The 25,928-nt window shown below is 68.1% G+C and carries 25 protein-coding genes; 8 read left to right on the forward strand and 17 right to left on the reverse strand.

Features of this window, described 5'->3' with window-relative positions:
* Window positions 1–24 precede the first annotated feature (24 nt).
* The 3 genes from nadA to AC4D2R_RS07115 form a co-directional block, all read right to left on the reverse strand.
* Complete coding sequence (gene nadA, locus AC4D2R_RS07105) at window positions 25–1,305, reverse strand: quinolinate synthase NadA (RefSeq protein WP_490938819.1); 1,281 nt, start codon at window positions 1,303–1,305, stop codon at window positions 25–27.
* Entirely contained in the window at window positions 1,302–2,012 is a 711-nt protein-coding gene (locus AC4D2R_RS07110) for an NUDIX hydrolase (protein WP_490938820.1), read from the reverse strand. The genes nadA and AC4D2R_RS07110 overlap by 4 nt, the downstream gene beginning before the upstream one ends.
* A gap of 163 nt (window positions 2,013–2,175) precedes the next feature.
* A complete protein-coding gene (locus AC4D2R_RS07115; protein WP_490938822.1) occupies window positions 2,176–2,667 on the reverse strand; it encodes an Lrp/AsnC family transcriptional regulator in 492 nt (163 codons plus the stop codon).
* Between the two features lie 370 nt (window positions 2,668–3,037).
* On the opposite strand from AC4D2R_RS07115, the gene AC4D2R_RS07120 reads away from it, so the two are divergent.
* The 5 genes from AC4D2R_RS07120 (at window position 3,038) to AC4D2R_RS07140 (ending at window position 7,423) form a co-directional block, all read left to right on the forward strand.
* The gene (locus AC4D2R_RS07120; RefSeq protein WP_490938824.1) at window positions 3,038–4,060 is read left to right on the forward strand and encodes a thiamine pyrophosphate-dependent enzyme; all 1,023 of its coding nucleotides are present in this window, start codon (window positions 3,038–3,040) and stop codon (window positions 4,058–4,060) included.
* Window positions 4,061–4,136: 76 nt separating this feature from the next.
* The gene (locus tag AC4D2R_RS07125; protein WP_490939076.1) at window positions 4,137–5,102 is read left to right on the forward strand and encodes an alpha-ketoacid dehydrogenase subunit beta; all 966 of its coding nucleotides are present in this window, start codon (window positions 4,137–4,139) and stop codon (window positions 5,100–5,102) included.
* A complete protein-coding gene (locus AC4D2R_RS07130) occupies window positions 5,095–5,424 on the forward strand; it encodes a biotin/lipoyl-containing protein (RefSeq protein WP_490938826.1) in 330 nt (109 codons plus the stop codon). The genes AC4D2R_RS07125 and AC4D2R_RS07130 overlap by 8 nt, the downstream gene beginning before the upstream one ends.
* A gap of 65 nt (window positions 5,425–5,489) precedes the next feature.
* On the forward strand, window positions 5,490–6,290 hold the full coding sequence (locus tag AC4D2R_RS07135; RefSeq protein WP_490938828.1) for an alpha/beta fold hydrolase: 801 nt from the start codon (window positions 5,490–5,492) through the stop codon (window positions 6,288–6,290).
* A 173-nt stretch (window positions 6,291–6,463) separates the two neighbouring features.
* The gene (locus tag AC4D2R_RS07140) at window positions 6,464–7,423 is read left to right on the forward strand and encodes a serine/threonine-protein kinase (protein ID WP_490938830.1); all 960 of its coding nucleotides are present in this window, start codon (window positions 6,464–6,466) and stop codon (window positions 7,421–7,423) included.
* A gap of 101 nt (window positions 7,424–7,524) precedes the next feature.
* On the opposite strand, the gene AC4D2R_RS07145 is transcribed toward AC4D2R_RS07140, so the two are convergent.
* From AC4D2R_RS07145 to AC4D2R_RS07180, 8 genes are all read right to left on the reverse strand, one after another.
* Complete coding sequence (locus AC4D2R_RS07145) at window positions 7,525–7,719, reverse strand: hypothetical protein (RefSeq protein WP_490938832.1); 195 nt, start codon at window positions 7,717–7,719, stop codon at window positions 7,525–7,527.
* A gap of 85 nt (window positions 7,720–7,804) precedes the next feature.
* Window positions 7,805–9,133 carry an MFS transporter gene (locus AC4D2R_RS07150; RefSeq protein WP_490899875.1) on the reverse strand — a complete coding sequence of 443 codons (1,329 nt, stop codon included), beginning with the start codon at window positions 9,131–9,133 and terminating at the stop codon, window positions 7,805–7,807.
* 112 nt (window positions 9,134–9,245) lie between these two features.
* Window positions 9,246–10,715 (reverse strand): 4-hydroxyphenylacetate 3-monooxygenase, oxygenase component, encoded by a 1,470-nt coding sequence (gene hpaB, locus AC4D2R_RS07155; RefSeq protein WP_490938834.1) that lies wholly within the window; start codon window positions 10,713–10,715, stop codon window positions 9,246–9,248.
* Between the two features lie 47 nt (window positions 10,716–10,762).
* Window positions 10,763–11,392 (reverse strand): flavin reductase family protein, encoded by a 630-nt coding sequence (locus AC4D2R_RS07160; RefSeq protein ID WP_490938836.1) that lies wholly within the window; start codon window positions 11,390–11,392, stop codon window positions 10,763–10,765.
* A gap of 245 nt (window positions 11,393–11,637) precedes the next feature.
* Complete coding sequence (locus AC4D2R_RS07165; RefSeq protein WP_490938838.1) at window positions 11,638–12,924, reverse strand: MFS transporter; 1,287 nt, start codon at window positions 12,922–12,924, stop codon at window positions 11,638–11,640.
* Window positions 12,925–13,057: 133 nt separating this feature from the next.
* Entirely contained in the window at window positions 13,058–16,147 is a 3,090-nt protein-coding gene (locus tag AC4D2R_RS07170) for an AAA family ATPase (protein WP_490938840.1), read from the reverse strand.
* Between the two features lie 52 nt (window positions 16,148–16,199).
* Window positions 16,200–17,363, reverse strand: coding sequence for an exonuclease SbcCD subunit D (locus tag AC4D2R_RS07175; RefSeq protein ID WP_490938842.1), 1,164 nt, complete (start codon window positions 17,361–17,363; stop codon window positions 16,200–16,202).
* Window positions 17,364–17,551: 188 nt separating this feature from the next.
* Window positions 17,552–18,610, reverse strand: coding sequence for an aquaporin (locus tag AC4D2R_RS07180; protein ID WP_490938844.1), 1,059 nt, complete (start codon window positions 18,608–18,610; stop codon window positions 17,552–17,554).
* A gap of 148 nt (window positions 18,611–18,758) precedes the next feature.
* Between AC4D2R_RS07180 and AC4D2R_RS07185 the strand changes: the two genes are divergently transcribed.
* A complete protein-coding gene (locus AC4D2R_RS07185) occupies window positions 18,759–19,814 on the forward strand; it encodes an ADP-ribosylglycohydrolase family protein (RefSeq protein ID WP_490938846.1) in 1,056 nt (351 codons plus the stop codon).
* Between the two features lie 66 nt (window positions 19,815–19,880).
* Window positions 19,881–20,369, forward strand: a complete 489-nt coding sequence (locus AC4D2R_RS07190) for a GNAT family N-acetyltransferase (RefSeq protein WP_490938848.1) — start codon at window positions 19,881–19,883, stop codon at window positions 20,367–20,369.
* A 29-nt stretch (window positions 20,370–20,398) separates the two neighbouring features.
* Here the strand turns inward: AC4D2R_RS07190 and AC4D2R_RS07195 are convergent, their stop codons facing one another.
* Window positions 20,399–21,394 (reverse strand): 3'-5' exonuclease, encoded by a 996-nt coding sequence (locus AC4D2R_RS07195; protein ID WP_490938850.1) that lies wholly within the window; start codon window positions 21,392–21,394, stop codon window positions 20,399–20,401.
* A gap of 94 nt (window positions 21,395–21,488) precedes the next feature.
* Between AC4D2R_RS07195 and AC4D2R_RS07200 the strand changes: the two genes are divergently transcribed.
* The gene (locus AC4D2R_RS07200) at window positions 21,489–22,100 is read left to right on the forward strand and encodes an HAD-IA family hydrolase (protein ID WP_490938852.1); all 612 of its coding nucleotides are present in this window, start codon (window positions 21,489–21,491) and stop codon (window positions 22,098–22,100) included.
* On the opposite strand, the gene AC4D2R_RS07205 is transcribed toward AC4D2R_RS07200, so the two are convergent.
* The 5 genes from AC4D2R_RS07205 to AC4D2R_RS07225 form a co-directional block, all read right to left on the reverse strand.
* On the reverse strand, window positions 22,081–22,743 hold the full coding sequence (locus tag AC4D2R_RS07205) for a GNAT family N-acetyltransferase (protein ID WP_490938854.1): 663 nt from the start codon (window positions 22,741–22,743) through the stop codon (window positions 22,081–22,083). The genes AC4D2R_RS07200 and AC4D2R_RS07205 overlap by 20 nt on opposite strands.
* Window positions 22,740–23,411, reverse strand: coding sequence for a DedA family protein (locus AC4D2R_RS07210; RefSeq protein WP_490938856.1), 672 nt, complete (start codon window positions 23,409–23,411; stop codon window positions 22,740–22,742). Before AC4D2R_RS07210 ends, AC4D2R_RS07205 begins: the two co-directional genes overlap by 4 nt.
* Window positions 23,412–23,459: 48 nt before the next feature.
* On the reverse strand, window positions 23,460–24,116 hold the full coding sequence (gene rdgB, locus AC4D2R_RS07215; RefSeq protein ID WP_490938858.1) for an RdgB/HAM1 family non-canonical purine NTP pyrophosphatase: 657 nt from the start codon (window positions 24,114–24,116) through the stop codon (window positions 23,460–23,462).
* Window positions 24,100–24,906 carry a ribonuclease PH gene (rph, locus tag AC4D2R_RS07220; protein ID WP_490938860.1) on the reverse strand — a complete coding sequence of 269 codons (807 nt, stop codon included), beginning with the start codon at window positions 24,904–24,906 and terminating at the stop codon, window positions 24,100–24,102. The genes rdgB and rph overlap by 17 nt, the downstream gene beginning before the upstream one ends.
* A gap of 76 nt (window positions 24,907–24,982) precedes the next feature.
* The gene (locus AC4D2R_RS07225; RefSeq protein ID WP_490938862.1) at window positions 24,983–25,807 is read right to left on the reverse strand and encodes a class F sortase; all 825 of its coding nucleotides are present in this window, start codon (window positions 25,805–25,807) and stop codon (window positions 24,983–24,985) included.
* Window positions 25,808–25,928: the final 121 nt, after the last annotated feature.

Genomic DNA, 25,928 nt, shown 5'->3' on the forward strand with positions numbered 1-25,928 from the left:
GCGGGGATCCTTTAGCTGGCGGATTCACGGCTGCACCGCAAGCATGCGCTGAAGCGCCACCCGTGCGGCGTCCGCGGTGTCGTTCGCGACGGTGATGCGGTTGCGAACGACATTGCCGACCAGCCCCTCAAGCACCCAGGCGAGGTAACCGGGGTGGATCCGGTACATCGTTGAGCACGGGCAGATCACCGGGTCAAGGCAGAAGATCGTGTGTTCGGGGTGCTCGGCGGCGAGGCGGTTGACCATGTTGATCTCGGTGCCGACGGCGAAGGTGCTTCCGGGCACGGCAGCGGCGATCGCCTTGCGGATGTAGTCGGTCGAGCCGGCTTCGTCCGCGGCGTCCACGACGGGCATCGGACACTCCGGGTGGACGATCACGCGCACGCCCGGGAACTCGGCCCGGGCCTTGTCGATCTGGGCCACGGAGAACCGCTTGTGGACCGAGCAGAATCCGTGCCAGAGGATGACCGCGGCCTCGTTCAGTGCCTGCTCGTCGTTGCCGCCCAGGTCCTTGCGGGGATTCCACATCGGCATCCGCTCCAGCGGTATGCCCATGGCCTTGGCGGTGTTGCGCCCGAGGTGCTGGTCAGGGAAGAACAGGACGCGCTGTCCCCGCGCGAAGGCCCATTCGAGGACCGCAGCAGCGTTCGAGGAGGTGCACACGATGCCGCCGTTGTCGCCGCAGAATGCCTTGAGGGCCGCCGAGGAGTTCATGTAGGTAACGGGGATGACCGGGACCCGGCCGTCGTCGTCGGGTTCGGTGCCGTAGAGCTCGCACAGCTGCTCCCAGCATTCGGTGACCGAATCGATGTCGGCCATGTCCGCCATCGAACATCCTGCCGCGAGGTTGGGCAGGACCACCGACTGGTCCGGCCGGGAGAGCAGGTCTGCGGTCTCGGCCATGAAGTGGACGCCGCAGAAGACGATTGCCTCGGCGTCAGGGCGCTGCGTTGCCGCCCGCGCAAGCTGGAAGCTGTCACCCACGAAGTCGGCGTGCCGGAGGACCTCGTCGCGCTGGTAGAAATGCCCGAGGATGACGACCCTGTCCCCCAGCTCCGCCTTCGCTGCCAGGATCCGCATCTCAAGTTCTTCCTCCGAGGCGAGCCGGTACTCCTCCGGGAGTTCCGCCTGCCGCGGGGTGAAGGCGGGCGCGGCGTCGCTCATCGAGGCGCCCGGCCCGTAGCCGGGCTCGGCCGCGGCGTCGAACGCCCACGGGGCCCGGGCGAGCTCCGGGGTGCACGATGATGCACCCGCCGTCGCCTCCTTCCGGGAGATGAGCTGGATGGCGGTGTTTACTGAGGTCACGTGGTCTCCCTTGGGGATGGGCGGTCGGCGCCGGAGGCGGCGCTGCCGATGTAGCGGTAGAGGCGCGGCGGCCGGTGCCGCCCGCCCTGGAGGTAGTCGTCCGTGGCGACGATGTCGGTTGCCGCGCGGAGCTGGCGCCGGAAATTGGCCGGGTCGAGCTCCCTGCCGAGCACGGCCTCGTAGACCTCCCGCACTTGGGCGAGGGTGAAGGATTCGCCGAGGAAGAGGTAGGCGATCGAGGCGTATTCCATCTTGTTGCGAAGGCGCCAGAGTGCGTAGCTGACGATCTCGTTGTGGTCGAAGGCCAGGTCCTCGAGGGCGTCGGCGCGGAACCACCGGACGTTCTCCGATTCCTCAGCGAGTTCCGCCTCGTCGGGCTGGACGAGCGCCCAGTAGACGATCGAGACGACGCGCCGGGCGGCCGCCCGGTTCAGGCCGCCGAATGCGTAGAGCTGCTCGAGGTAGCGCGGGGCGAGGGCCGTGGTTTCCCGGAGGTTGCGGGCCGCCGCATCCTGGAGCGACTCGGTTCCGGCCAGTGGTCCCCCTGGCAGCGCCCATTTTCCGAGGTGCGGCTGGCGGATGCGCCGGACGAGCGGAATCCAGAGCTCCTTGCGGCCGGGCTCGCCGCGCAGGGCGAATATGACGGTGGAGATCGCCAGAGCGGGCGGTTGGAGGCTGCGCTCGGAGACGTTCGCTGAGATCGACATCCTGCTGCACCGCCTCGGTCGAAAGGCCGTTGACAAGACGGTCGCGAGTAAAAGTCATAATGACTATAACTCATGATGCAGGGCGGCCGTGACCGGCGTCGGCCCCTCTCGCCCGACCTTCCCTGCCGGGGCCGGCCGGAGGACCGGCCGTGCGGGGCGGGACTCAGCCCTCCGCGGCTCCCGGGCGCGGGAGGGCGGCGGCACGCAGCAGCGGCAGGGTCCTGCCTTCGAAGTGGGTGTTGAGCACGATGACGCTCGAGGAGCGCAGCACCGTCTCGGTCGCGATGATCTCGTCGATCACCCGCTGCAGATCCGAATTCGACCGGGCGGTGACGCGGGCCAGGAGGTCGCTCTCCCCCGACACCGTGTGCACCTCCTGGATTTCGGGGATTCCGGCCAGCGCCTTGGCGACGGCTGCATGCCCGGTGTCCTGGTTGATGATCAGCGAGCAGTACGCCGTCACTTCGTATCCGAGCGGACCCGGATCGATCCGTGGCCCCCACCCTGCGATCACGCCCCCGCGCTGCATCCGCTCGAGGCGGGCGGTCACCGTGGCGCGGGCGACTCCGAGGCTCCTCGACGCCTCGAGGACCGACATCCGGGGATCGTCGGTGAAGATTTCGGCAATCCGGGCATCGAGCTCGTCGACATCCATTCCTTCTCCTTCGGTTGGGGCGGCCCCGAGGTGCGCTCCCCGGACCCGGGACTGGCGCGTGACGAAGTTGCGGGAGATCCGCCGGTGTGCCTAAGGTCACACCGGCGGCCGAAACCGCCGGACGGCGGGGATATGTCCAACGACGCACATATCTTCGCTCCTCCGAGGCAGCCCCTCCAGCGAGGAGTCACCAGCGGCCAGCCCGCCACAGCCCTGTCCTGACGATAGCGGAAGCGGCTGACAGTTTGTATACCTCCATTCGGGGAATCCCGGGGAAATGCGGCAGTTTGTGTTAGCTTTACTCGGCAGATTGCGCGATCGCCTCCCCTTGCATACGGTCGCGGAAGCTACCTCAACCGAAGGATGGACAATGGACAGCGCCTCCCAGACGGACCAGCTTGAGCTCAAGGAGCTCTACCGGCTCCTCGCCGCCGTCCGTCACCTCGACATCGCCGCTGTCCGCTGGCAGCGGCAGGGCATCCTTCCGGGGTACGCCCCGCTGCTCGGGCAGGAAGCCGCCCAGGTGGGAAGCGGCTTCGCCGTCGACCCCTCCCGGGACTTCATCTTCCCGACGTACCGCGAAATGGGCGTCGCCAAGGCCCTCGGCGTGGACATGGTCGAATACATGGCCACCCACAAGGCCGTCTGGCACGGCGGTCTCTACGACCCCGCCAAGACACACTTCGCTCCGATCCAGGCCGTCGTCGCCGGCTCCGTCCTCCACGCCGTCGGGTGGGCGCACGGGCAGACCCTCGACGGACCCGGTCCCGACGGCTTCAACGTCGCCCTGACCTACTTCGGCGACGGTGCGAGCTCGCAGGGCGACGTCCATGAGGCGATGAACTTCGCCGCCGTCTTCCGTTCCCCCGTCATCTTCTTCGTGCAGAACAACGGGTGGGCGATTTCCGTGCCGACCGAGCGCCAGGTCGCCGGAGGATCGGTCGCCGCGCGTGCGGCCGGGTACGGGATGCCGTCGCTGCAGGTTGACGGCAACGACGTCGAGGCCGTCCTTGAGGCAACTCGGCAGGCCCTCGCGCACTGCCGGGCGGGCAAGGGACCGATGCTGATCGAGGCGATGACCTACCGGCTGGGACCGCACTCCACGAGTGATGACCCCGGCCGTTACCGCGGGCTCGACGAGGAGCAGGCAGCGCGTGCCCTCGACCCGCTGCTCGCCTGTGAAGGGATGCTGCGGCAGAGGTTCGGCACTCCTGATGCGTTCTTCGCCGAAACCTCACGCGAAGCGGAGGCGGAAGCGGAGCGCGTCCGGGAGGGCGTTGAACGCCTTCCCGCACGCGGAGGCTCGGAGATGTTCGACTTCGTGTTCCAGGAACCCACCCGATCGCTCACGGAACAGGCCGCGGCCTGGAGGAAGGAGTCGGAGCATGCTTGAGCCATCCACCGCACTGCGCGGCGCCCCCGAAGGGCAGCCGGAGGGTGCTGCCGTGCCCGCCCCGGTCCAGCTGTCGATGCAGGCTGCGTTGAACCTCGCCCTGGCCGCGACCCTCGAAGACAATCCGAAGGCGCTGATCCTCGGCGAGGACGTCGGGGCGCTGGGCGGAGTCTTCCGGATCACCGACGGGCTGCAGGAGCGGTTCGGCAGCGCCAGGGTGTTCGACACCCCGCTTGCGGAATCCGGGATCCTTGGCATGTCGGTCGGCCTCGCCATGGCCGGCTTCCACCCGATTCCCGAGGTGCAGTTCGACGGCTTCGCCTACCCTGCGGTCAACCAGATCGTCTCCCAGATCGGCAGGATGAACTACCGCAGCCGGGGGACGCTGCCCATGCCGATCACGCTGCGGGTTCCGAGCTTCGGCGGCATCCGGGCACCGGAACACCACGGGGAGAGCCTTGAGAGCCTTTTCGTCCATGTGCCCGGACTGAAGGTCGTTTCACCGTCCGATCCCCACCAGGCCTACCATCTGCTCCGCCGCGCCGGTTCGATGCCGGATCCGGTCATCTTCATGGAACCGAAGGCGCGCTACTGGCAGAAGGGTGAAGTGGACCTCGAATCGCCTGGCCCGCTGGAGGGTTCGCGCATCGCGCGGCGCGGCCGCCACCTGACCCTCGTCGCCTGGGGCGCGATGGTCGCCCGCTGCCTCGCGGTGGCCGAGCTTGCCGCCGAAGACGGAATCGACGTCGAGGTGCTCGACCTCCGCTGGCTCAGCCCCCTCGACGCCGAAGGGCTCGCCGAGTCCGTCTCGCGCACACGCCGTGCCGTCGTCGTCCACGAAGCCCCCCGCAGGAGCGGACTTGGCGCCGAGGTCGCCTCGATCATCACCGAGCGGTGCTTCAACACCCTGAAGGCTCCGGTTGAGCGCGTGACCGGCTTCGACGTTCCCTACCCGTCGGGCGACCTCGAGGAAGAGTACCTCCCGAACATCGACCGCATCCTTTTTGGGATCCAACGCGTATTGGAGCACCGCCGTGGCTGAAATCTCGTTTCCCCTGCCCGATCTCGGTGAAGGCCTCATTGAGGCAACCATCCTTGAATGGCTCGTCGCCGAAGGCGACTACGTTGAGCGCAACCAGCCGCTCGTTGAGGTTGAAACAACCAAGTCTGCCGTGGAGCTTCCTTCACCCCAGACCGGCACTGTGGTTAAGGTTCATGGTGAACCGGGAGCCGTCATCGCCGTGGGGCAGCCGCTCATCGTTTTTGAGGTGCCCGACAACACTGCGGGTATTGTCGGCACCGTGCCCACCGAACAGGCGCCGAAGCGGCGGGTGCGCCTGAGCGCCGTGCTCGACGACGACTGACCGGCGCGCAACTGATGAGACCGCCGGCGTGGACACCCGCCCGGGCGGTGGATGAAAGGGATGGAATGGGACGGCACAGCGAGCACCTGGTTGAGGGATCGAATCCTCAGCTGAACGTGCAGATCCATCCTCCTGCGGAGGACACCAGTGCGCGGCCGGTCCTCCTGCTTCACGGGTTCGCCTCCTCCGCGAAACTGAACTGGATCGACACCGGGTGGATCCGGTTCCTCAACGACGCCGGCCGGCGGGTCATCACCGTGGACCTGCCCGGCCACGGCGGCAGCGGAGCGCCCGAGGCCCGCGATGCCTACTCCCCCAGCCGCATTCGGGCGGACCTGCTGCAGGTGCTCCTTGACGCCCACGTCATTCCGCTGCGGGAGGACCGGCCCGGAAGCGGCGTGGACATCATCGGGTACTCATTCGGCTCGCGGCTGGCATGGGAGTTCGGTGCCACCCAGCCCGAACTGGTGCACCGCATGGTCCTGGGCGGCCCGGGAAGCGGGGACCCGCTCGCCGCATTCGACCTCGACGCCGCCCAGCGCTTCCTTTCCGACGCGGTGCCCATCGCCGACCAGTCCACTGCCGACCTCTTCCGCATGGCCCGCCTCGTTCCCACCAACGACGTCTTCGCGCTGCTCACGCTTGTCGAGGCGATCAAGACAGAGCCGTTCCGGCCTGCCGAGGCAGTGCCGAAGATGCCGCTGCTGCTCGTGGCCGGCGAGAACGACGAGCTGGCCCGGACCGCACCGGAGCTCACCGAACTCGCACCCGAGGCGGATCTGCTGTGGCTTCCCGCACGCACCCATGCCAACGCCGTCACCTCCCGGCAGTTCAAGAGCGCCGCCGTGGAGTTTCTTGCACGGTGAGAAACAAGCGGGACCCGCTGTATAAATTTTCGGTAGATGCCCCGCACCTGGCGGCGAATGTCGGTTGCGTCAGGATACAATCATCAAAGTGATCAGCAGCCTTATCATTACTGCGCTCACCACCGGTCTATCCAATAAACTTTTCCACTTTCCACTTTCCCGGGAGAACACCCATGGATGTGCTCCTCGCCGAGCGGTACCAGACCACCGACCTGCTGGGCGTCGGCGGGGCTGCATCCGTCTATAAAGCCGTCGACAGGAACCTTGGGCGCGACGTCGCGGTCAAGGTCTTCAACTCGACAACCGCCGACGACGACGAATACCGCCGGCAGCACACCGAGACGCTCCTGCTTTCGACCCTCAACCACCCCGGACTCGTGACCCTTCACGATGCGGGGCTGCACCAGGATGAGGACGGCCGCACCACGGGGTTCCTCGTCATGGAGTTTGTTGACGGCGAGGACCTGCGCAAGCTCCTCAAGAAGGGGCCGCTGTCTCCCGCCGCAGTCGCGCAGGTGGGTGCCGACCTCGCCGATGCCCTGGCATACATCCACTTCCAGCGGGTGGTTCACCGCGACGTGAAGCCGGCCAATATCCTCATGTTCCACTCCGGGGAGAACGACACAAGGCTCTACCCGAAGCTGACCGACTTCGGCATTGCCCGCATGGTCGAGGCGACGATGGCCACGGCGACGGGGGCCACCATCGGCACGGCGAACTACCTGAGCCCCGAGCAGGCACAGGGCATCGAGATCGAAGAACGCAGCGACATCTACTCCCTCGGCCTCGTGCTGCTTGAGTGCCTTACCGGAGAGAAAGCGTTTCCGGGGCCCATCGTTGAAGCCGCCGTGGCAAGGCTGCTGCGCGATCCAGAGGTTCCTGCCGCACTCGGCGCGGACTGGGTCGACATCCTTACCCGCATGACCGCCCGCAACCCGGCCGACCGGCCCTACGCCCACGACGTGGCGGTGATGCTGCGCGCCCGCACCGACGAGGGTACCGTCCTCGCCGAGCCGTTCGCGGAACGGATATCCCGCAGTGCAGACAGCGCGGAAGATGTCATCACCGGTGGAATCACCACCGGAAACATCCACATCCCTGATCCGCCCTCAAGGGCTCCGAGCCTGGGCTGACAGCCCTCAACACAGAACTGCCGACACAGAACTGCCGGCCTGCTCCACGGCATTGATGCCCTGCAGCAGGCCGGCAGGTTCCGGTCAGCGATTGACAGTAATCAGGCGCCGCCCCCGGCGTTCTTTCCCTCCGGGTCGGCCTCCGCGTCGTCTTCCTCCGGTTCGAAGTTCGACGGTTCGTCGAGCGTCGTGGCGCCGATGCCGTCGGAGCTGTCGGGAATAGTCCCCTCGGGGCCCGCTCCGCCGGTCTCGTCGTCCCTGTTCTCTCCGCCGTTGCCGGATGGTGAAGTCGTCATTGGATTATCCTTCCGATCTGAGAAGCGTGCCTCCCTTCGATCCTAGGCGCTTTGAACGCCGATCGACAGCAGGCTGATGACCGGGTCAGTGAGCTGACACGCCCAAGGGGGCGCCGCGGGTCTCCTTGACCAGGGTGACGCCAATGAAGGAAATGGCGCACAGGATCATGATGTAGATGGCAACAGCCCCCGACCACTTGTAGGTCTCGAGCAGGAGCTGCGCGACCATCGCCGCGAACGCTCCGCCGAGGATGGCACCCAGCGCGTAGCCGATTGAGATCCCGGAGTACCGCACGTTGGCGGGGAACATTTCCGCGTACATCGCCGACATCGGGCCGTAGGACAGCCCCAGCCCGATGGTCAGGACGAAGAGGGCCAGCCCGTACAGGAAGATGTTTGCGGTATCCACCAGCAGGAACATCGGAAGCATCCAGACGAACACGAGGGCGTAGCCGATCTGGAATGTCCGCACGCGGCCGATCCGGTCCGAGAGCCACCCGCCGACCATGGTGAAGATCAGCCAGCCGAAGGAGGCGAGCGTTGTAGCGAGCAGCACCGGCACCACGGGCATCTTCAATGCGGTTGTGGCGTAGGAGATGAAGAAGGCGATGACGAGGTAGCCCGCGGCGTTGTTGCCGATGAAGATGACTGCAGCGAGGAGCACTTCGCGGGTGTTCTTGCGGAACAGTTCACGCAGCGGCGCCTTGCTTTCGGCCTTCCGGGCCACCATCTCCTTGAAGACAGGGCTCTCGCTGACGGCACGGCGGATCAGGTACCCGACGACGATCAGCACCACCGAGAGCAGGAACGGCACGCGCCAGCCCCACTCAAGGAACTGGTCCTCCGGGATGGCGGTGCGCAGCATCAGGAGCGTGCCTGTGGCAAGGATCATGCCGATCGGCACCCCGATCTGCGGGTATGCGCCGAACAGCCCGCGCTTGCTGATCGGAGCATGCTCGACGGACATCAGGGCCGCTCCTCCCCACTCGCCACCGGCCGAGAACCCCTGGAGGATGCGCAGGAGGATCAGCAGGACGGGCGCCCAGACACCGATCGAAGCATAGGTGGGCAGGAGCCCGATCAGTGCCGTCGCCGCACCCATGAGGATGAGGGTGAAGACGAGGACCGACTTCCTTCCGATGCGGTCCCCGAGGTGGCCGGCCACGATCGCCCCGAGGGGGCGGAAGAGGAAGCTGATGCCGATCAGGGAAAACGCGAGGACCTGGGCAAGGCCCGGATTCGACTCCTTGAGCGGCGTGAGGAACAGCGCGCCAAGTACCGTCGCGGTGAGCTGGGCGAAGATGAAGAAGTCGTACCACTCGATGGTTGTTCCGACGAGTGTGCCGGCAAGGACCCGGCGCTCCTCGCGGGAGGTGCGGTGGCCCGAGGCCTGCGCAGCGGTGAAAGACGTCATTGTCACTCCAAGGGACGGATCGAATAACCGACAGAACGTTCGGTAGTGTGAGATCGATCATACGCATTCCCCGCTCCGGATCGGGGAAGATTCCCTTAATTAATTCACGGTTTCACTTTTCCGGGGTCTCGTCTTCCCTCGCCAGGAACTCGCGGACCCGGCTGCGCGCCGGCCCGCGGTCATAGCTGTTCACCAGGGCCCCTGCCATCCGCACCGGGTCGCCGAAGAAGTAGTACTCATAGAGGGCCTGACGCCCTGAGAACCCCGAGATGCTTGCGTCGAAGGCAAGTTTGAACAGGCGGACCCGTTCCGGACCGGTGAGCGTCTTCGCCTGCAGGTAGAGCTCGATGTCGGCGAGGGCCTGGCCTGCGACGTCGGCCTCACCGGGAAGCGCCATCAGGCCGCTGGCCGAGAACTTGCGGATGATCTGCGGGAAGCGCTGCGACACCTTTGGATACCAGTTCCGGGCGGCGTTGAGCGTTGACCATTTCGGAAGCATGACCCCCTCCGCGTTGGGCGCGGCGTCAACCTCGGAGGCGCGGAGCAGCGCCTTGCCGATCTCCACGATCTGGATCAGTTCGGCGAGGTCCTCCTGGATGTGGAGGAAGCCGTCGGTGCCGATGGCTCCGGCCAGCTCGGAGGCGAGTCCGAGGTAGAATTCGCTCTTGGCGATGGTGCGGGCGACCACCTGGTGCGTCATGAGCGCCCCCGCTCCCGTTTCGGCGTAGAAGCCGTTGCACAGGTCAGGGTGGCCGAGCATGAAGATCCGCTCGCGCGGGACAAAGACGTTGTCGAAGACGGCGACGGCGTCCATCTCCTCGAACCTGCTCGCCAGCGGCTCGTCGTGGGTGGGGCCGCCGTTGTAGAGCGGGCCGCGGCAGAGGTACCGCAGGCCCGGGGTGTCATTGGGGACAGCGAACGCAAAGGAATAGGGCTCGTCTTCGGGCGTGTTGCGCAGCAGGGTCGACGGGAAGACCAGCAGTTCGTCGGCGATCGGCGCGATTGTGGCGAGCATGCGGGCTCCGTTGACGACGACGCCGTCCTCGCGCTCCTCGGTGATACGCGCGGCAAGCTGTCCGCCGAGCTGCTCGGAGCCCGACACCGAGCGGTTGACCTGCGGCGGAATGAGCGTGTGGGTTGCCAGCAGGTCCTGCTCCCGGCACAGCTCGTAGTAGTTCCTGATGTTCTCAGCGAATTCCGGGTCGGCCTGTCCGAACCACTTCGCGGCGGTGCCCAGGGCGGTCAACGAGCTGTTCATGTAGTCGCCCGTGCGCCCGAGGAATCCGTTCGAGTATTCGGCCCAGGTGGAGATTGCCCTGCGCCGGCGCTCGAGGTCGCCGACCGTCCGCGGGACGAGGAAGGACGCGTTGACCCTGTCCCCCGTCGACGGTGATTCATAGGTCAGCGCCTCGCTGAACTTCGGGTCGTGCTGCATGTCGAACAGCTTGGCGTAGGTGCGAGCGACGTTGCGGAAGGCCGGGTGCTCTGCGACGTTTTCCGTGACGACCTCCCCGCTGATGAGAATCGAGGGATGCATCGAATTGATTTTGTCGAGGAACTGCCGGCCGGTGCGGATGCCCATGGGTACTCCAGTGGTTGAGTAGTTGGCTGTGGCTGGACGGGAAGCGGTTAGAGCAGGTCCTCCACTCCGAGCAGCGACTCGGGGATTGTCGTGAACCTGCTGTTGACGTAGGCGAGGGCGTCACCCCTGCGGTAGTCGAAGTGGACGACCTGGCCGAGGTAAAGGGTGTGGTCGCCGCCGTCGTAGGCCGCCCAGGGGGTGCACTCGAAGAACGCCAGGACCCCTGCGAGCCGGGGCGCGGTGCCGCCTTCAATCCATCTGGGCTCCTCGGTGGGACGGCCGGCGAAGTGCATTGCGAGCTGCTGCTGCTCGGCACCGAGGATGTTGACGCTGAAGGGCCGCCCGGCGAGCTCGTCGTGCGCTTTCGTGGTGCGGGCGATGCTGACGAGGACAAGCGGCGGCTCAAGGGACACCGAAGTGAAGGAGTTGACGGTGAGCCCGAAGCGCTTGGACCGGCCGTCGAAGGCGACGATCGCGACGCCGGTGGCGAACCGCCCGAGGCTTCCCCGGAAATGCTGGGCGCGGGGCGTGGGGACCCGCGGAATTCTTGGCGGGACAGGACCGGAACGGGCGGCACCGGACTGGGTTGAAGTGGGCGGTGTGGCCCCGGACGGGGCCGCATCGGGTGGCGGCGCCGCGGCACTCTCGGAAGAAGGGTCGCTCGGTGTGGCGGTCATCCTGTGCCTCGTTCACTCGAGTGCGGCGCTCACTCAAGGAGGTGCTCCGCCGCCGGCGCTGCGGAGCCGTCGGTCGTTGAACGTTGGGTTCCAGTAAAGAACGATATCAGCGGTGGGATGGCGACCACCATGAATCCGTCCCCGGAGGCTCCCGCCGCCGGCAGATCTCGACTGCCCGTCGGGCCGGGGCCGGTCCGCCGCGGACCCCGAGGCGCAGCCGCGCCCGGGTGTGCGCCTGTTCCGGACTAGCCGGCCGCCGGGGAAGCGGTCTTTGTCCGCAGGCCGAGCACGCTCGCCAGGCCGAGCAGGAGCAGCGCGCCGGCGGCTGCAACGGAGACGAGGAAGGCCGCCGTGGGCCCCGCAGTATCTGCCAGCGCCCCGGAGGCTGCCGAGCCGATGGCGGTGCCTGCGACGATTCCGCTGGCCAGCAGGGTCATGACGGTACCGAGCAGGTGGGGTGGGGCAACGGCCGAGCCGATGCTGAAGATCGTGACCATCGTCGGTCCGACCGGGATGCCGAGCAGGAACAGGACGAGGAGCATCGGCGGGATGGTGCCCGGAAGGAAGAACAGCCCGCTCAGGGCGGCCATTGCCGCAGCGGAAAGGACCCACCGCCAGGGGTGGCCGAAAGCGCGGGGCCAGTAGGCCACCGACAGCGCGGCCGCGGCCGAACTCAGTCCCATGACCGCGTACAGGAGGCCCGCCGCTTCGGCCGCATCGAACTGTCCAGCGAAAGCGGTGAGCGCCGTCTGGGTCGATCCGAAAAACGTTCCCATCGCGACCATTCCGAGCACGGGCACGGCGATCAGCACAAAACTCCGGCGCGGAGCGGAGGCGCGGGTGCGCCGCCGGCCGGAGGTGGGGGCGACGGCCCTGCCGGTGCGGTGCAGGGCGAACGCCGTCACCATGGCGATCGTCAACACGGCGGCGAGTGCGAGCGGAAGCCACGGAGCCACCAAAGACGCGAGCAGTCCCACGAGTGCGGGCCCGAGCACGAATGTCAGTTCATCAGCGGTGCTTTCGTAGGAAAGCGCTGTGTCGAGGTCATCGGCCCGCCGGCCCTGCGTCAGCGCAACCCAGCGCACACGCGCCATCGGACCGATCTGCGGCGAGGTGAGGCCCATTGCGAAGGCGGCGGCAAGCACTGCCGGCCCGCCTGTTGTCGCAGTGACCGATGCCCCGAAGATCAGGACCGTGAGGATCGCCAGCGTGTTGAGGACCGAGGTGGTGAGGAGGACCATCCGCTGACCCAGCCGGTCCGCGAGGAATCCGAAGACAGGCGCTCCGATTGCCGAGCCGACGCCCACGGCCCCGGCGGCGAACCCTCCGAGCGCGTAGGAGCCGCTGGCGGAGGTCACGAGCGTGAGCGCGCCGACGGTGAGCATCGCGAGCGGAAGCCGGGCTATGAACCCGATCGGAAGGAAGGAATTGCCCGCAAGTTCGGGGAGGAGCCCGAAGCGGCCGAGGCGGCTTGCTGTGCGGGGAGTGCGCGGCTGTTTGGCCGCTGGAGTGGAACGGGGAAACTGGAACATTAGGTATCCGGGTGGCTGAGATCGCGCATCGTCCCTCCTCCCGATGCGCCCTACCCGGTAACCCGACAATTGTACACGAAACCCCGGCTGTCCCCGGGGTGGCAGCGACAAGCGGGCCGGGGGCGCCCAGCCCCTAGATCGCGGCCAGGTCCTCCACGAAACGGAGGGTGGAGCCCTGCCGTCCCTTGAGGACCTGGAGCTGGACCGGGATGCGCTGCTTCAGCTCGGCGACGTGGCTGACGAGGCCCACGACCCGGCCTCCGCTGCGCAGCCCCTCCAGCGCGTCCATCACCTGTTCAAGCGCCTGGTCGTCGAGGGAGCCGAATCCCTCGTCGACGAACAGGGTCTCAATCTCGAGCCCGCCGGCCTCCTGCTGCACAACGTCTGCGAGGCCAAGCGCCATCGCGAGCGACGCCATGAACGATTCGCCGCCGGAAAGGGTGGAGGTGTCGCGGCGGTTCCCCGTCCAGCCGTCGACGACGCTCAGGCCGAGTCCTGCCTTGCGGTTGCCGGCGAGGGCGTCGCTGTGCACGAGGGCATACCGGCCGTCGGACATGGCGAGCAGCCGCTCGGTGGCAGCTTCGGCCACCTGTTCAAGGCGGGAGGCAAGGACGTAGGTGCTCAGGGACATCTTGTAGAGGTTCTCACCACCGCCGCGGGCGGAGTCTGCCACCGCCTGTTGCAGGGCGTGCTTTTCGCGGAGGGGACCCACCGCCGCCTCCTGTTCGGCGAACGTGGCGCTCAGCTCTTCGAGCTGAGCCACTGAATGCCCGAGCAGCCCGGCTGCGAGGTCTTCGCTCCTCGCCTGTTCCGCGAGGGCCTCGTGGGCCCGGGTAAGCGCTTCGACCTCCGCGTCGGAGGGGATGCTCAACCCGCGGCGCTCGTCGTCGAGCGCTGCGGCAATCTCGTCTCCCTCTGCTTCGAGCGCCAGCCGGTGGGCAGTTGCCTCGTAGCTGCGGACTGATTCCCGGTATTCGGCAAGCGTCGCGGGGCCGAGAAGCGCCTCGCGGATGTCGGAGGCGGCGGCGAAGGAGGAACCGTCAAGGGCCTGCGCGAGGGCACGTGCCGAGCGGTCCGTGCGCTGGGCGCTCCGGTCTGCTGCTTCAAGGGCCTCCCGGCTTCGAATGAGCAGCCGGTGGGTCTCCCGGAGGGCTTCGACGCGCGCGGCGAGCGTTTCGTGGGTGCCGCGGTAGCCTTTCAGGCGCTGCGTCAGCTCATCCGCCTGCTCCTGGACGCCCCGCAGCTGCACTGCAGCATCGGCAGCGTCCTGGCGCGCGGCTTCCTGCTGCGTGCTGAGCTCGCGCTCTTTGGCTGTGACCTCGTCGAGGCGGGCGGAAGCGGAGTCGGCGGCCCGGCGCGCGTCCTGCGCCTCGCGGAGCTGTGCCGCCGCAACGGCGGCTGCGTCGCGGGCTGCACCGGCGTCTCCGGATCCGCCACGGGCTGCGAGTCCTGCGGTTTCGAGCACGGCGGCGTCGCGCGCGGCGCGTGCCTGGTTCAGGCGCGCTTCGGCGTCGGCGGCGGAACGCCGTGCCGCCTGTTCGATGTCATGCGTGACCAGAGCGGTGCCGTCGGTGAGCGCCGGGGCCGGGTGCTCGGGGCTTCCGCAGACCGCGCAGGGCTCGCCGTCCTCAAGCTGGGCCGCGAGTTCGACGGCGGCCTGCTCGAGCCGCAGCTGGAGCTTCTCCAGCCAGAGTTCCTTGAGTGCGAGGTGCTCCTCGTGGGCCGCGGAGTACAACCGTTCCGCTTCGGCGCGGCGTTTGTCGGCGGCACCGTATTCGGCGATTGTCGATTCGAGCTGCCGGGCGGTTTCAAGCAGTTCAGCGCGGCGCCCCTCAAGCGCGGCCCCCGCCCGGTGCTCCTCAAGGTCCTTCGCCAGATCGGCCTTCTCGGACGCCAGCACCGCGAGGGCACCTGCCAGTTCGGCGTCGCGGCCGCGGAAGGCTTCGATATCGGCGGCGAGTTCATCGGCCCTGCGCGAGAACCCCCGCAGCCGCTCTTCCTCGGGAAGCGCCGCGCGCAGCGCCCCGAGGTCGGACGAGACGGCATTGACGGCTTCGGCGAGCTCTCTGGCATCCGGGTCCGCTGCTTCAGCGCCGGCTGGTTCCATAACCGGGTCGGCGGCGGCGCCGGCGAGGTACTCCAGGGCGGCCGGATCAACGCGGAGCGCGCCCAGTGCCTCGGACCATTGGCCAAGGCACAGCTGGTGCTCACCCTCGGCCTCCTCTGCCGCTGAGAGCACGCCTTCCAGCACCTGTGCGAGCTGGTGTCGGTCGAGTGCCGCCCTGCGCAGCTCGACGGTCGTCCGTTCCGCGGCGTGGGCCTCCTCGTCGGCCCGAAGGCGGGCGAGCGCGGTGGCGCGCCTCCGTGCGGCGGAAAGCGCAGCGGACCTCTCCTTCTCCTCGACGAGCAGCCCCGCCGACCGGGCAGCCGAGTCCTTGGCGGCCGCGTGTTTGGCCTTGAGCTGGTCGAGGAGTGGCTGGAGCGCCGCCGGGCCGCCGTCCCCGCCGGCGGGCACCGCCGTACCGTCGCCGTCGGATGCACCGGCGATGCCGTGGCGGCGTGCCTCGTCGATGGCCCGTTCCACGGTGCGGTGTTGCGCCTCCTGGGCGGCGGCAAGGGCCGATGCGGCCTTATGCGCCGATTCGTGCAGCAGGTTTTCGATCTTCTCGAAACGGTCGGTGGCGAAGAGCCGCTGAAGCAGCGCGCCGCGGGATTTCGCATCGGACTTCAGGAACGCCGCGAACTCGCCCTGGGCGAGCATCACCACCCGGGTGAACTGTTCCTTGTCCATGCCGAGCAGGTCGAGGATTTCGAGGCCCGCTTCGTCGTTGCGTGCGGAGAGCTGGACCCAGTCGCCGTCCCTCAGCTCGGAGAGCAGGACGCGCGCCTGCTCGGTTGTCGTGCCTCCGCCGCGCTTGGACGGCCGCTCCCACTGCGGGGAGCGGCTGACCCGAAACCTCCGGACGCCGACGGTGAATTCCATTTCGACTTCCGGGGCGAGCCCCTCCGGGGCGTGGTCGCTGCGGAGCCGCTTGGCGCCGGAGCGGGTCCCGGGCAGCGAACCGTACAGCGCGTAGCATACGGCGTCGAGCACGCTCGACTTCCCGGCCCCGGTGGGTCCGTTAAGCAGGAACAGGCCCTGGGCGCTCAGCGCGTCGAAGTCCACCCGCTGGCGTTCTGCGAATGGACCAAAAGCCTGAATCTCGAGACTCGAAATCCTCACGCGGCGCCCGCCCGGCCCGCTGCGCGCTTCAACATCCCGGCCGTCCGCCGCCTCATCGTTCCGAAGCCTCGCTGAGCGCGGCGTCAACCGTTGACGCGAGCAGTTCCCGTTCGGCGGCGGAGACCTGTCGCGAACGCACGTGCTCGAGGAATCCGCAGCAGATGTCGGCGTCGTCGACCGCCGCCGCTATGCGCTGGCTGTAGGTGCGGCCGTCCTGCTGGACCTGACCCTCCGGTTCGAACGCCAGCACGAGGGTCCCCGGGAACCGCGACCGGAGCCGCTCCATTGCGCGGGGCGGACGTTCCGCGTCAAGGAGCGTGACCTGGCAGTAGGCATCTTCGGCCCACTTGAGCGCTTCGTCGGCGAGAATCTCCTCGAGGCGGCCGGCGAACACGGCAAGTTCCTTCGCGGCGGGCCATTTGACCGGCGTGATCGGTCCGAGGCCGGCGTTTGTGAACTCCACGAGCCATGCGCCCTTGGTCTGGCGGGCTTCGGAGAAGGAATACGCCAGGGGCGATCCGGAGTAGCGAACGGTCGGTGACAGCCGCTGCTGGCCGTGGAGGTGCCCAAGTGCCGTGTAATCGAACCCATCGAAGAGGTCGAGTGGCACCGCGCCGAGGCCGCCGATCGCCAGCTCCCGTTCGCTGTCGGAGGTGATTCCTCCGCTGGCGAAGGTGTGTGCCATGACCAGCGAATGCACGGTGCCAGAGGCGCGGCGGCGGCGGAGGTCGGCGTGGATGAGGTCCAGTGCGGCCACGGTCACGCTGAAGTGGGTGGGTTTTTCGGCGCCCAGGGCGTCCGCAACCACCCGTGGTTCGAGATAGGGGATGCCGTAGACGGCAAGTTCGGCCCCGTCTCCGAGGCGGTAGGTGACGGGCCGGCCGATGTCCTCGACGCGGGTGCGCAGGTGCACTCCCCCACGCTCAAGGATGCGGCCGCCGAATCCCAGCCGGGTGGCGGAGTCGTGGTTTCCGCTCGAAACGACCACTTCCGCACCTGCGGCCCGCAGGCGGTCGAGGGCCTCGTCGAAGAGCTGGATCACCTCGACGCCGGGAAGCGCGCGGTCGTACACATCGCCTGAGATCAGAACGACGTCGACGTCCCATTCGCGCACTGTCTTCTCGAGATTGTCGATGAAGAGGCGCTGCGCGGGAAGGGTCCCCGTGCCGTGGAAGGACCGCCCGAGGTGCCAGTCGGAGGTATGAAGTAACCGCATGTTTTCAACGCTAGCGCCTGCTGCCGACAATCCTGAGACACCGCGCGGGCGCGGCACCAAGAGGTCGGCGGCAGGCACCGGCCAGCCGGTTCACTCCCAAAGATCCTCGCCCGCGCTTCCGGCCCGGCACATCGACCGGGACGGAAAACACGGGCTGGAGGACCGGCGGGAAGCACCGGCAGGACGGGTCAGTTACGGCCCGTGGTTCCCGGATTCTTATCGAAGAACGAGCGCACCTCGGCATCGGCGTCGGCCGGTGCCGGGCGGACGGAGGGCTCCGCGGCCTGCCCGTCGGCGGTCGCAGGCTCATCCGTGTGCGCCGTCGTTCCGGCGGGTGCTGCGGAGCCGGCGGTGTCGGCTACGGGCTCGGAATGTCCGCCCTCTTCGCTGCGCTCCGCCTGCGGGGCTGCGGCGGCGGCATCCTTCGCAGGGACCGCGTCCTTGCCTTCGCCGGCGTCATTCTTGGACCGGGAGATCCGGACGGCGGGGTCGGCATCGATGCTGCGGTAGATCAGCCCGGCAATGACAGCACCAACCACGGGTGCGGCCCAGAACAGCCACAGCTGTTCGAGGGCCCAGGTTCCGGTGAAGATCGCCGAAGCCGTTGAGCGGGCGGGGTTCAGCGAGCCGTTCGTGATGGGGAGCAGGAAGGTGAGCAGGGCGGCATAGGTCAGGCCCACGGCGAAGGGTGCGGTGCCCCGGCGCGCCGAGTGCGACGTCGCGCCAAGGAAAACGGCGACGAGGATCGCCGTCGCGGCGACTTCAGCGAGGAAGGCGCTGGTCAGCGGGAACTGGGCCGCCGAGTGCTCGTCGAACCCGTTGGCAGCGCTTCCGAAGAGGCCTGCAACGTCTGTGAGCTGCGCGTTGGCGCTGACAAGGAGCCAGAGCAGGCCCGCCGCCGCTGCACCCCCAACAAGCTGGGAAAGGATGTACGGGAGCACCGACTGCCAGGCCGTGCGGCCGGCGGCGGCGGAGCCGAGGGTCACAGCCGGGTTGAAGTGCCCGCCGGAGACGTAGCCGAAGGCGACCATCGCCGCAGCAAGCGCGAAGCCGAAGGCCAGTGTCGGCTGCACTCCCGCCTGGGTGTTCAGTATCGTCACGCCCAGCCCGGCAAAGACCAGCAGGAACGACCCTGCTGCTTCCGCCGCTGAACGCGCGGGCAGCCCGTAGCTGCGCAGCGGCAGAATGGATGGGGCTGCCCGCGCGGTGGCGGGCTCCGCGGATGGGGGCACTGCGATCTGCGACATGAAAGTCCTTTGCTTGGAGGCGGTGGTCTACTGCGCCGGTTCAGGCGCCGACCCGTTCAGCGTTCCATCCTAAGCTGGGTGGGTGCTGAAGGTGGCCCGGAGCTCACTGGGTGGAACGGGGCACCTCAGCCCGTCCTAGACTGAGGAAATGCCAAAACAAGCAACATACCCCGAGCGGGTGCGCGGCTCCCTGCTCGGAGGAGCACTCGGCGACGCCCTCGGGTACGCGGTGGAAATGGACAGCGTCTCAGATATCCGCGAGCGGTTCGGTGCCCAGGGCCTGACCAACCCGGGGCTCCTCGATGAACCGTTCGCCTTCTCCGATGACACCCAGCTCACCCTTTACACAGTGGACGGGCTGGTCGAGGCACTCGAGTGGGCCAATGACGGGGTTGCCGCCGATGAACTCGCCTGCCTGTGGCTTGCCTACCTGCGCTGGCTCGGAACCCAGGGGGAAACGCCCTCGGCTCCGGCGCCGGTGCCGCCTCCGCGCTGGATTGACGCCCAACCGGTGCTGCGGCAGCTTCGCGGACCCGGAGCCGCATGCCTTTCGGGCCTGCGCAGCGGGATCATGGGAACCCGGCGCAAACCGCTCAACCCGGACGCGCAGGGAGCCGGAGCGGTGATGCGCTCGGCCCCGTTCGGGTTGGTTCCGCGGATCCCGGCGGAAATGGGCGACCGGCTCGCCCTCGACGGAGCAGCCCTCACCCACGGGCATCCAGCCGCCCAGTATCCCGCAGCGGTGTTCGCAGGGCTCATCCGGTCGATCGTGAATGAGGAACTGCCGCTTGAGGCAGCCGTCCGGGGCGCCGTCGCCCACGCCGAAGCACTTGGCGCCACGGAACTGGCGGCCCGGCTCGGGCGGGCGGCCGCCCTCGCTGAGGCCGGTCCCGCAGCTCCCGAGCGGCTTACCGCCGAGCTCGGCGGAGGATGGCTCGCCGGTGAGGCCCTCGCCATCGCGGTCTATGCCGCTCTGGCGTCAAGCGGGCCCGACCCGTCGGCGCACGTGGCGGTGGCCCTTGCCTTGGCGGTGAACCACGACGGCGACAGCGACACCACCGGCTCGATCACGGGCAATGTCGTTGGAGCGCTCCACGGCTCCGCGGCCCTGCCCCGGGACTGGCTGGACCGGCTCGAGGGTGCCGACGTGGTTGCCGCCCTCGCCGATTCCCTGATCGCGGCGACCACCGGGGAAACGCCCTAACGGGCTGCCTTCCGCCGCAGTGAGAGCCGGTCCGTACGGAAGCCGCAAGACGTGGAAGACTGCAGCGTGGAACATTTCGAAACCCCGGTACTCCAGGGCGCCTACCGGCTGAGGCCGGCGACCGAAGACGACGTCGAACCGATTGTTGCGCTGCTGGCCGCGGACCAGCTCCGTGCTCCAACCGAGCGCACGGATCCCGCGGCCATGGGCCCTTACCACCGCGCATTTCGGGCGATCACCGACGATCCCGGGCAGCTGCTCGTCGTCGCCGTCGACCGCGCGGGGCGTGTGGTCGCCACGATGCAGCTGACGTTCATCCCGGGCCTCGCCCGGGCGGGGACAACGAGGCTGCAGCTCGAAGCGGTGCGGGTGGAGGCGGCGCTGCGCTCCAACGGCCTGGGCAGGGCGATGGTCGAATGGGCCCTCGCTGAAGGGCGCAGGCGCGGTGCGGGCCTCGCCCAGCTCACGTCCGACCAGTCACGGACGTCGGCCCACCGCTTCTACGAGCGGCTCGGCTTCGAGCAGTCCCACCTGGGTTTCAAGCTCCTCCTCTGACCCGGCGCCGGGGCCGGAAGCGCCCAGCCCTACTGGCTGCCCTCCGGCCAGCGCCCGCCGACCATCTGCAGGAACTCCGCTTCTGAAAGCACTTCGATCTGCTGGCCGCGCTCGTGCAGTTCGAGGACGCGGCGGGCCTTGCCGGTGACCCTGCCGTTGCGCAGATCCGATGCGACGAACCCGTCGCCGACCACCAGCACTGTCGTTTTGCGCGTCACGGCGCTTGCGGGCTGGGCTCCGGCGTGCGCGGCCTGCCGTTTTGCCTGAGGACGCGGTATCCCGAGGCTTCCCGTGAACACCACTGTCTGCCCGTACAAAGGGTGGGAAGGATCCGCCAGCCTGTTCGGGTCGGGGTTGCTGCCTTCCTCCGGCCAGCCCACCCATTCGACGATGCCGGCGGCCGCCTTGGCAAGGGCCGTCCTCGTTGCCTTTGACAGCTCATCGATCCCTGGAAGGTAGGGCTCGGCCCGCGAAAGCGGCAGGCCGTGGGAGGCGAGCAGGTGCTCCACCGAGGCTGCCTCCTGCCGGCGTGCCATATCGATGAGGATTCCGGCGCACGCCCGCGCGTCCTCGACGGCGTCGTGGTGGTTGAGCAGCGGCACGCCCGCGGCTTCGGCGACGAAGGGCAGGGAGTAGGAGGCAAGGGAGTAGCTGCGCCGCGAGAGGACAACCGTGCATGCGTAGTCCCACCCCGGGCCCGGCAGGTCGGAGACCTCAAGGGCCGAGCGGAGCACTCCAAGGTCGAAGGCGGCGTTGTGTGCCACGAGGATGTCTTCCCCGATGAAGCCGCCGATTTCGGGGAACAGGTCGCCGAATCGCGGGGCCGAGGCCACCATGTCCGCGGTGATCCCGTGGATACCCACGTTGCGGGAGTCGAAGGCGTCGTGTCCGGGAGGTGGACGCATCAGCCAATGCGCTTCTTCGACGATCCGGCCGTCGCGTACTTTTGACAATCCCACGGCGCAGGGCGATCCGCGGAACCCGTTGGCTGTCTCGAAGTCGATAGCCGTGAACTCAATTCCCACTAGACAAGGCTACCGGCGCCAAACGCCGATTGAGTTCACATAACGTTTACGCGGCGGCCACTGCGCATACCGGTTCCGGCCCGTACGCTGAATCATGATCGGATCAAGCCGTTCCCCGCACTGGTATCTCTTCGACTACGCCGCGGTGATTTCCACCGCGCCAACCGCAGCGGACTGGGACTTCCTCGAGGAGGAAACCGCAGCTCTCCTGCGCCACCCCGCCTCCGCATACTGGGCCCTTCGCGGCGCCTTCGAAGCTGGCTTTCTTTCCTCCGCCGACTACTGGTCGCGCGTCACCGGGCGCAGTGTCTCCCCGGCCCGCGCCGCGTGGTTCGACGCCCTCGACGCCGGGCAGTGGTCCCACTACAACCTTGAGACCCTCGATGTGCTCGATGAGCTCGCGGATTCGGGGGCGCGGCTTGCCCTGCTGTCGAACATGCCGGCAGCGATGGTGTCCAACTTCTCCGGAGCGCCCTGGCTGCGGTACTTCGAACGGCTGTTCTTCAGTTCAAACCTCGGCCTGGTTAAGCCCTCGCAGGAGATCTTCCGCCATGTCCTTGCCGCCCTTGACGCGCCCCCGGAGGCCGTGACGTTCATTGACGGGTCGCCCGTCAGCGTCGAAGCCGCCCGGAGCCTCGGCCTCGACGCGAGGCTCCTTGGTCCGACGACCGACCTTTCACGCGAGCTCAAGCGCCTGTCAGTGTAGGGCGGGCGGCGTCGAAGCCCTCCACGACGGCCGTCCACCCCGGCCGGCGGAACTCGCTCTTCTCCAGCAGCAGCAGCTGCTGCTGGTCGACCTCGCCCGGGCGCGCCTCGACGAGGGAGGTGCCGTTCGGCCGGTATCCGAGCGCGGCGGAGACCCCCAGCGAGGCTCCGTTCCAGGCCGCCGCCCCCGATGCCGCCGAATCAGCCCCGAGGTGATCGAAAGCGAACTGGAGAATGGCCGCGCGCATCTCCTTGCCCAGCCCCTTGCCCTGTTCGGACTGCGTCAGCCACGACCCGGTGCGAACCCGGCGAAGCAGGGAAAACCGGCGAGCCGCGAGGTCCTGCGTACCGATGACCCGCCCCTGATGCTCGACGGCGAAGATCACGCTCCAGTTCTCCGGCTCGACCGCCGCACGGGTGCGCCATTGGTGCTTGAGGGTTTCCCGGATGAGGATTTCCCGCGGCGCGTCGGTCCACGGGACGCTGAAGGGCATGACGGCCGGATCGTGGATGCCCGCGAGGGCTGCGTCGATGAGCTCGGGCAGCTGATCGTCCCGTATCGGCGTAAGCGTCAGCCGGGGGCTTGTGATCGAAAGGCCGAAGAGCGGCCATACCTCGGCCAGCCGCGGCGGGAGGGGGCTCACTGGACCTCTCGCGAGCGGCGGCGCTTGAGCACCTTGGTCACGACGAAGTAGCCAACGAAGAGGATCACCGCGACGATGACGATCTTCTGGAAGGTGTCGGCGTACCGCTCCACCAGGTGCCAGTTCTCGCCGAGGTAGAAGCCTGCGAGCACGAAGATCGTGTTCCAGATCAGGCTGCCCGCGGTTGTCAGGACCAGGAACTTGCCCTGCGGCATCCTCTCGATGCCCGCAGGGATGGAGATCAGGCTGCGAAAGAGCGGGATCATCCTGCCGAAGAACACGGCCCGGTACCCGTGCCGGCTGAACCAGGCTTCGACCTTGTCGACATCCTCGAGGTCGATCAGCGGCACCCGTGAGACGATGGCCCGCATCCGGTTCCGACCCAGCCACGCCCCAAGGGCGTAGAGGACGTAGGCACCGACGACCGACCCCAGGGTGGTCCAGAAAATCGCCTCGAACAGGGTGAAATTGCCCCGGCTCGCGGTGAACCCCGCGAGCGGAAGGATCACCTCGCTGGGAAGCGGCGGAAACAGGTTCTCCAGGGCGATCGCCAGGCCGGCACCGGGAGCACCGATGGTCTCCATGATGTCCACCGCCCACTGGGAGATTCCGCTCAGTGCGGATCCGTCGGACTGGGTCGTCAGCGCCTGCTGCAGGAAAGTAGTCATATTGCCAACAAGTCTGCCCTATTCACTGCCCGGCCCGCCAAAAACGGGTCAGCGGTCCGCGCCCGCCTCCGGTGCCCCAAGCGCCTGGATCAGGTACGGCAGCAGCGCCCGGAAGGCGAGGCCGCGGTGGCTGATGCGGTTCTTCTCCTCCGGGGTGAGTTCGGCGCAGGTCCGGTCGAATCCGGAGGGAACCAGCAGCGGATCGTACCCGAACCCGCCGTGTCCGCGCGGTTCGGTGAGCAGCGTGCCCCGCAGCTCGCCGATCTCGACATGCACCGCGCCCTCGGGGACGGCGAGAGCTGCCGCGCAGTGGAAGGCGGCACCGCGGTGGGCCGGTTCGATGTCGGCCAACTGGGCAAGCAGGAGCTCAAGGTTCGCCCGGTCGTCGCCGTGGCGTCCTGCCCAGCGGGCGGAGAAGATCCCCGGAGCTCCACCGAGGACGTCGACGGCGAGGCCCGAATCGTCCGCGACAGCCACGAGGCCGGTCCGCGCCGCCGTCTGGCGGGCCTTGAGCAGCGCGTTTTCCTCGAAGGTGACGCCGTTCTCGACGACATCCGCCGCACCGGCCGTCTCGGCGTCGACGACCTGCGTGTCGACGTCGAGCCCGGGGACCTGGCCGCGGAGAAGTTCGCGCAGTTCGCGCAGCTTGCCCTTGTTGCGGGTTGCCAGCACCAGCCGGTACTGATGCTCAGGCACCGGCGGCATCCTTGAGGGTGTCGAGCTGGATCTGGGCCAGCTGCGAGGTGCCCAGGAGGGCGAGGTCGAGAAGGGCGTCGAGCTCGACGCGGTCGAAGGGGGCGCCCTCGGCGGTTCCCTGGACCTCGACGAACTTCCCCGAACCCGTGACGACGACGTTCATGTCCGTCTCGGCGCGCACGTCCTCAACGTAGGGAAGGTCCAGCATTGGCACGCCGTCGATGATCCCCACGCTCACGGCTGCGACGGTGTCGATCAGCGGCTTGGCGTTTGCGGGAATGAGTTTCTTGTCCTTCGCGTAGCGGATCGCGTCGGCGAGCGCCACGTAGGCGCCGGTGATGGCGGCGGTGCGGGTTCCGCCGTCGGCCTGGAGGACGTCGCAGTCAAGCACGATGGTGTTCTCACCCAGCGCCTTGGTGTCGATGATCGAGCGCAGCGAGCGCCCGATCAGACGGGAGATCTCGTGGGTGCGCCCGCCGATCTTTCCCTTGACCGATTCGCGGTCGGAGCGGGTGTTGGTGGCGCGCGGCAGCATTGCGTATTCCGCTGTGACCCACCCCTTGCCCTCGCCCTTGAGCCAGCGCGGCACCCCGCTGGTCAGCGAGGCGGTGCACAGCACGCGGGTGTTCCCGAATTCGATGAGCGCCGATCCCTCGGCCTGCTTCGACCATCCCCGGGTGATGCTGATGTTGCGCAGCTGGTCCGGGGTGCGGCCGTCCGCCCGAAGTGCCTGGGCGGGGTCCGGTCCTTCCGGCGCGGACTGGGGGGAAGAAGGGGACGGGGTGTTCGTTGGGCTCATGCAGCCAGTCTAATCGGGCGGCACCGGTGCCCCGCCCGGCTGGCGGCGGAGGGGCCGGACACCGGCAGCGGCCGCGTCAGCCCTTCACGGGAGAGGCGCTCACCACGACGTTCTTGCCCCACGGGTCCTCCGTGTAGCAACTGATGAGGACAAGGCGGTTCGGCACGATGTTCCAGATGTCGCTCGTCTTGAGGGTGTCCTTGTCGTGGGTGATGATCGAGTCGACCCGGTAGTCGAGCTTTCCCTTCTGGGTGGTGACGGTGATGATGTCACCGACCTCGGTGTGGGTGCTGAACCGGTCGAACGGGGCCTCGCGGCCTTCCCAGCTGTGCCCGGCGATGTAGGTGGTGTTGCTGGAGCCTGCACCCGGAGTGCCGTAGGACGTCAGCCAGTAGCCGTCGTCGGTGAACGGGGGAACGATCGTCTGGCTCTCGAGCTCGGCTCCCGTGGGGCTCAGCGGCAGCACGGCCACGTCGATGCCCGCGGCCTCGACGGTGATCCGGGTCGGGGCCGCGGCCGCGGGGCCGGGGTTGGGCACCGCCTTGGCGGCCGGCGGCTTGGGCTTCGCGCTCGTTGCGGGCGCGCTCGGCGGGGACGCGCTGGTTGGGGGCACGGTGGTTGGGGGGACGGTGGCCGGTGCGGTGACAGCCCCGCGCTGGGCTTCGTTGGAGGCGTTCGAGCGCGAGGTGAGCTGCGGGATCAGCACGAGCAGCACCGCAACGAGCAGTGCCGCCAGCGGTAGCAGCATCCGGAGGCTCGGCCTGCGCCGTGCTGGAGCTTCCGAGCCCTGGCCGGGCTCCGCGCCGCCGGGCTCGGGTTCCCCCTGCTCCTGGCCGGGCTCCACGCCCGAAGGTTCCGGCGGGAGGCCGCGCTCGGCGGGGCCCGTTGGGGTTGGTTCCATATTCTTGAGACCTTTCACACGGACACCGGCCCCGGCCCGGGACGGGCATCCCGGCGGGGTGGTGCTTTCCGCAGACTACACCGCCGGGGGAAGCCCGGGGAGGATTCCGCAGCGGTTCAAC

Source organism: Arthrobacter sp. TJ-217, assembly GCF_058269255.1.

What these genes read in the sequence shown, in the direction of transcription:
- AC4D2R_RS07110 (WP_490938820.1), bottom strand. Translation starts at nt 2,012, where the DNA reads ATGTCGATCTCAGCGAACGTCTCCGAGCGCAGCCTCCAACCGCCCGCT.
- AC4D2R_RS07115 (WP_490938822.1), bottom strand. Translation starts at nt 2,667, where the DNA reads ATGGATGTCGACGAGCTCGATGCCCGGATTGCCGAAATCTTCACCGAC.
- AC4D2R_RS07120 (WP_490938824.1), top strand. Translation starts at nt 3,038, where the DNA reads ATGGACAGCGCCTCCCAGACGGACCAGCTTGAGCTCAAGGAGCTCTAC.
- AC4D2R_RS07125 (WP_490939076.1), top strand. Translation starts at nt 4,137, where the DNA reads ATGCAGGCTGCGTTGAACCTCGCCCTGGCCGCGACCCTCGAAGACAAT.
- AC4D2R_RS07135 (WP_490938828.1), top strand. Translation starts at nt 5,490, where the DNA reads ATGGGACGGCACAGCGAGCACCTGGTTGAGGGATCGAATCCTCAGCTG.
- AC4D2R_RS07140 (WP_490938830.1), top strand. Translation starts at nt 6,464, where the DNA reads ATGGATGTGCTCCTCGCCGAGCGGTACCAGACCACCGACCTGCTGGGC.
- AC4D2R_RS07145 (WP_490938832.1), bottom strand. Translation starts at nt 7,719, where the DNA reads ATGACGACTTCACCATCCGGCAACGGCGGAGAGAACAGGGACGACGAG.
- AC4D2R_RS07150 (WP_490899875.1), bottom strand. Translation starts at nt 9,133, where the DNA reads ATGACGTCTTTCACCGCTGCGCAGGCCTCGGGCCACCGCACCTCCCGC.
- hpaB (WP_490938834.1), bottom strand. Translation starts at nt 10,715, where the DNA reads ATGGGCATCCGCACCGGCCGGCAGTTCCTCGACAAAATCAATTCGATG.
- AC4D2R_RS07160 (WP_490938836.1), bottom strand. Translation starts at nt 11,392, where the DNA reads ATGACCGCCACACCGAGCGACCCTTCTTCCGAGAGTGCCGCGGCGCCG.
- AC4D2R_RS07165 (WP_490938838.1), bottom strand. Translation starts at nt 12,924, where the DNA reads ATGTTCCAGTTTCCCCGTTCCACTCCAGCGGCCAAACAGCCGCGCACT.
- AC4D2R_RS07175 (WP_490938842.1), bottom strand. Translation starts at nt 17,363, where the DNA reads ATGCGGTTACTTCATACCTCCGACTGGCACCTCGGGCGGTCCTTCCAC.
- AC4D2R_RS07180 (WP_490938844.1), bottom strand. Translation starts at nt 18,610, where the DNA reads ATGTCGCAGATCGCAGTGCCCCCATCCGCGGAGCCCGCCACCGCGCGG.
- AC4D2R_RS07185 (WP_490938846.1), top strand. Translation starts at nt 18,759, where the DNA reads ATGCCAAAACAAGCAACATACCCCGAGCGGGTGCGCGGCTCCCTGCTC.
- AC4D2R_RS07200 (WP_490938852.1), top strand. Translation starts at nt 21,489, where the DNA reads ATGATCGGATCAAGCCGTTCCCCGCACTGGTATCTCTTCGACTACGCC.
- AC4D2R_RS07210 (WP_490938856.1), bottom strand. Translation starts at nt 23,411, where the DNA reads ATGACTACTTTCCTGCAGCAGGCGCTGACGACCCAGTCCGACGGATCC.
- rdgB (WP_490938858.1), bottom strand. Translation starts at nt 24,116, where the DNA reads ATGCCGCCGGTGCCTGAGCATCAGTACCGGCTGGTGCTGGCAACCCGC.
- rph (WP_490938860.1), bottom strand. Translation starts at nt 24,906, where the DNA reads ATGAGCCCAACGAACACCCCGTCCCCTTCTTCCCCCCAGTCCGCGCCG.
- AC4D2R_RS07225 (WP_490938862.1), bottom strand. Translation starts at nt 25,807, where the DNA reads ATGGAACCAACCCCAACGGGCCCCGCCGAGCGCGGCCTCCCGCCGGAA.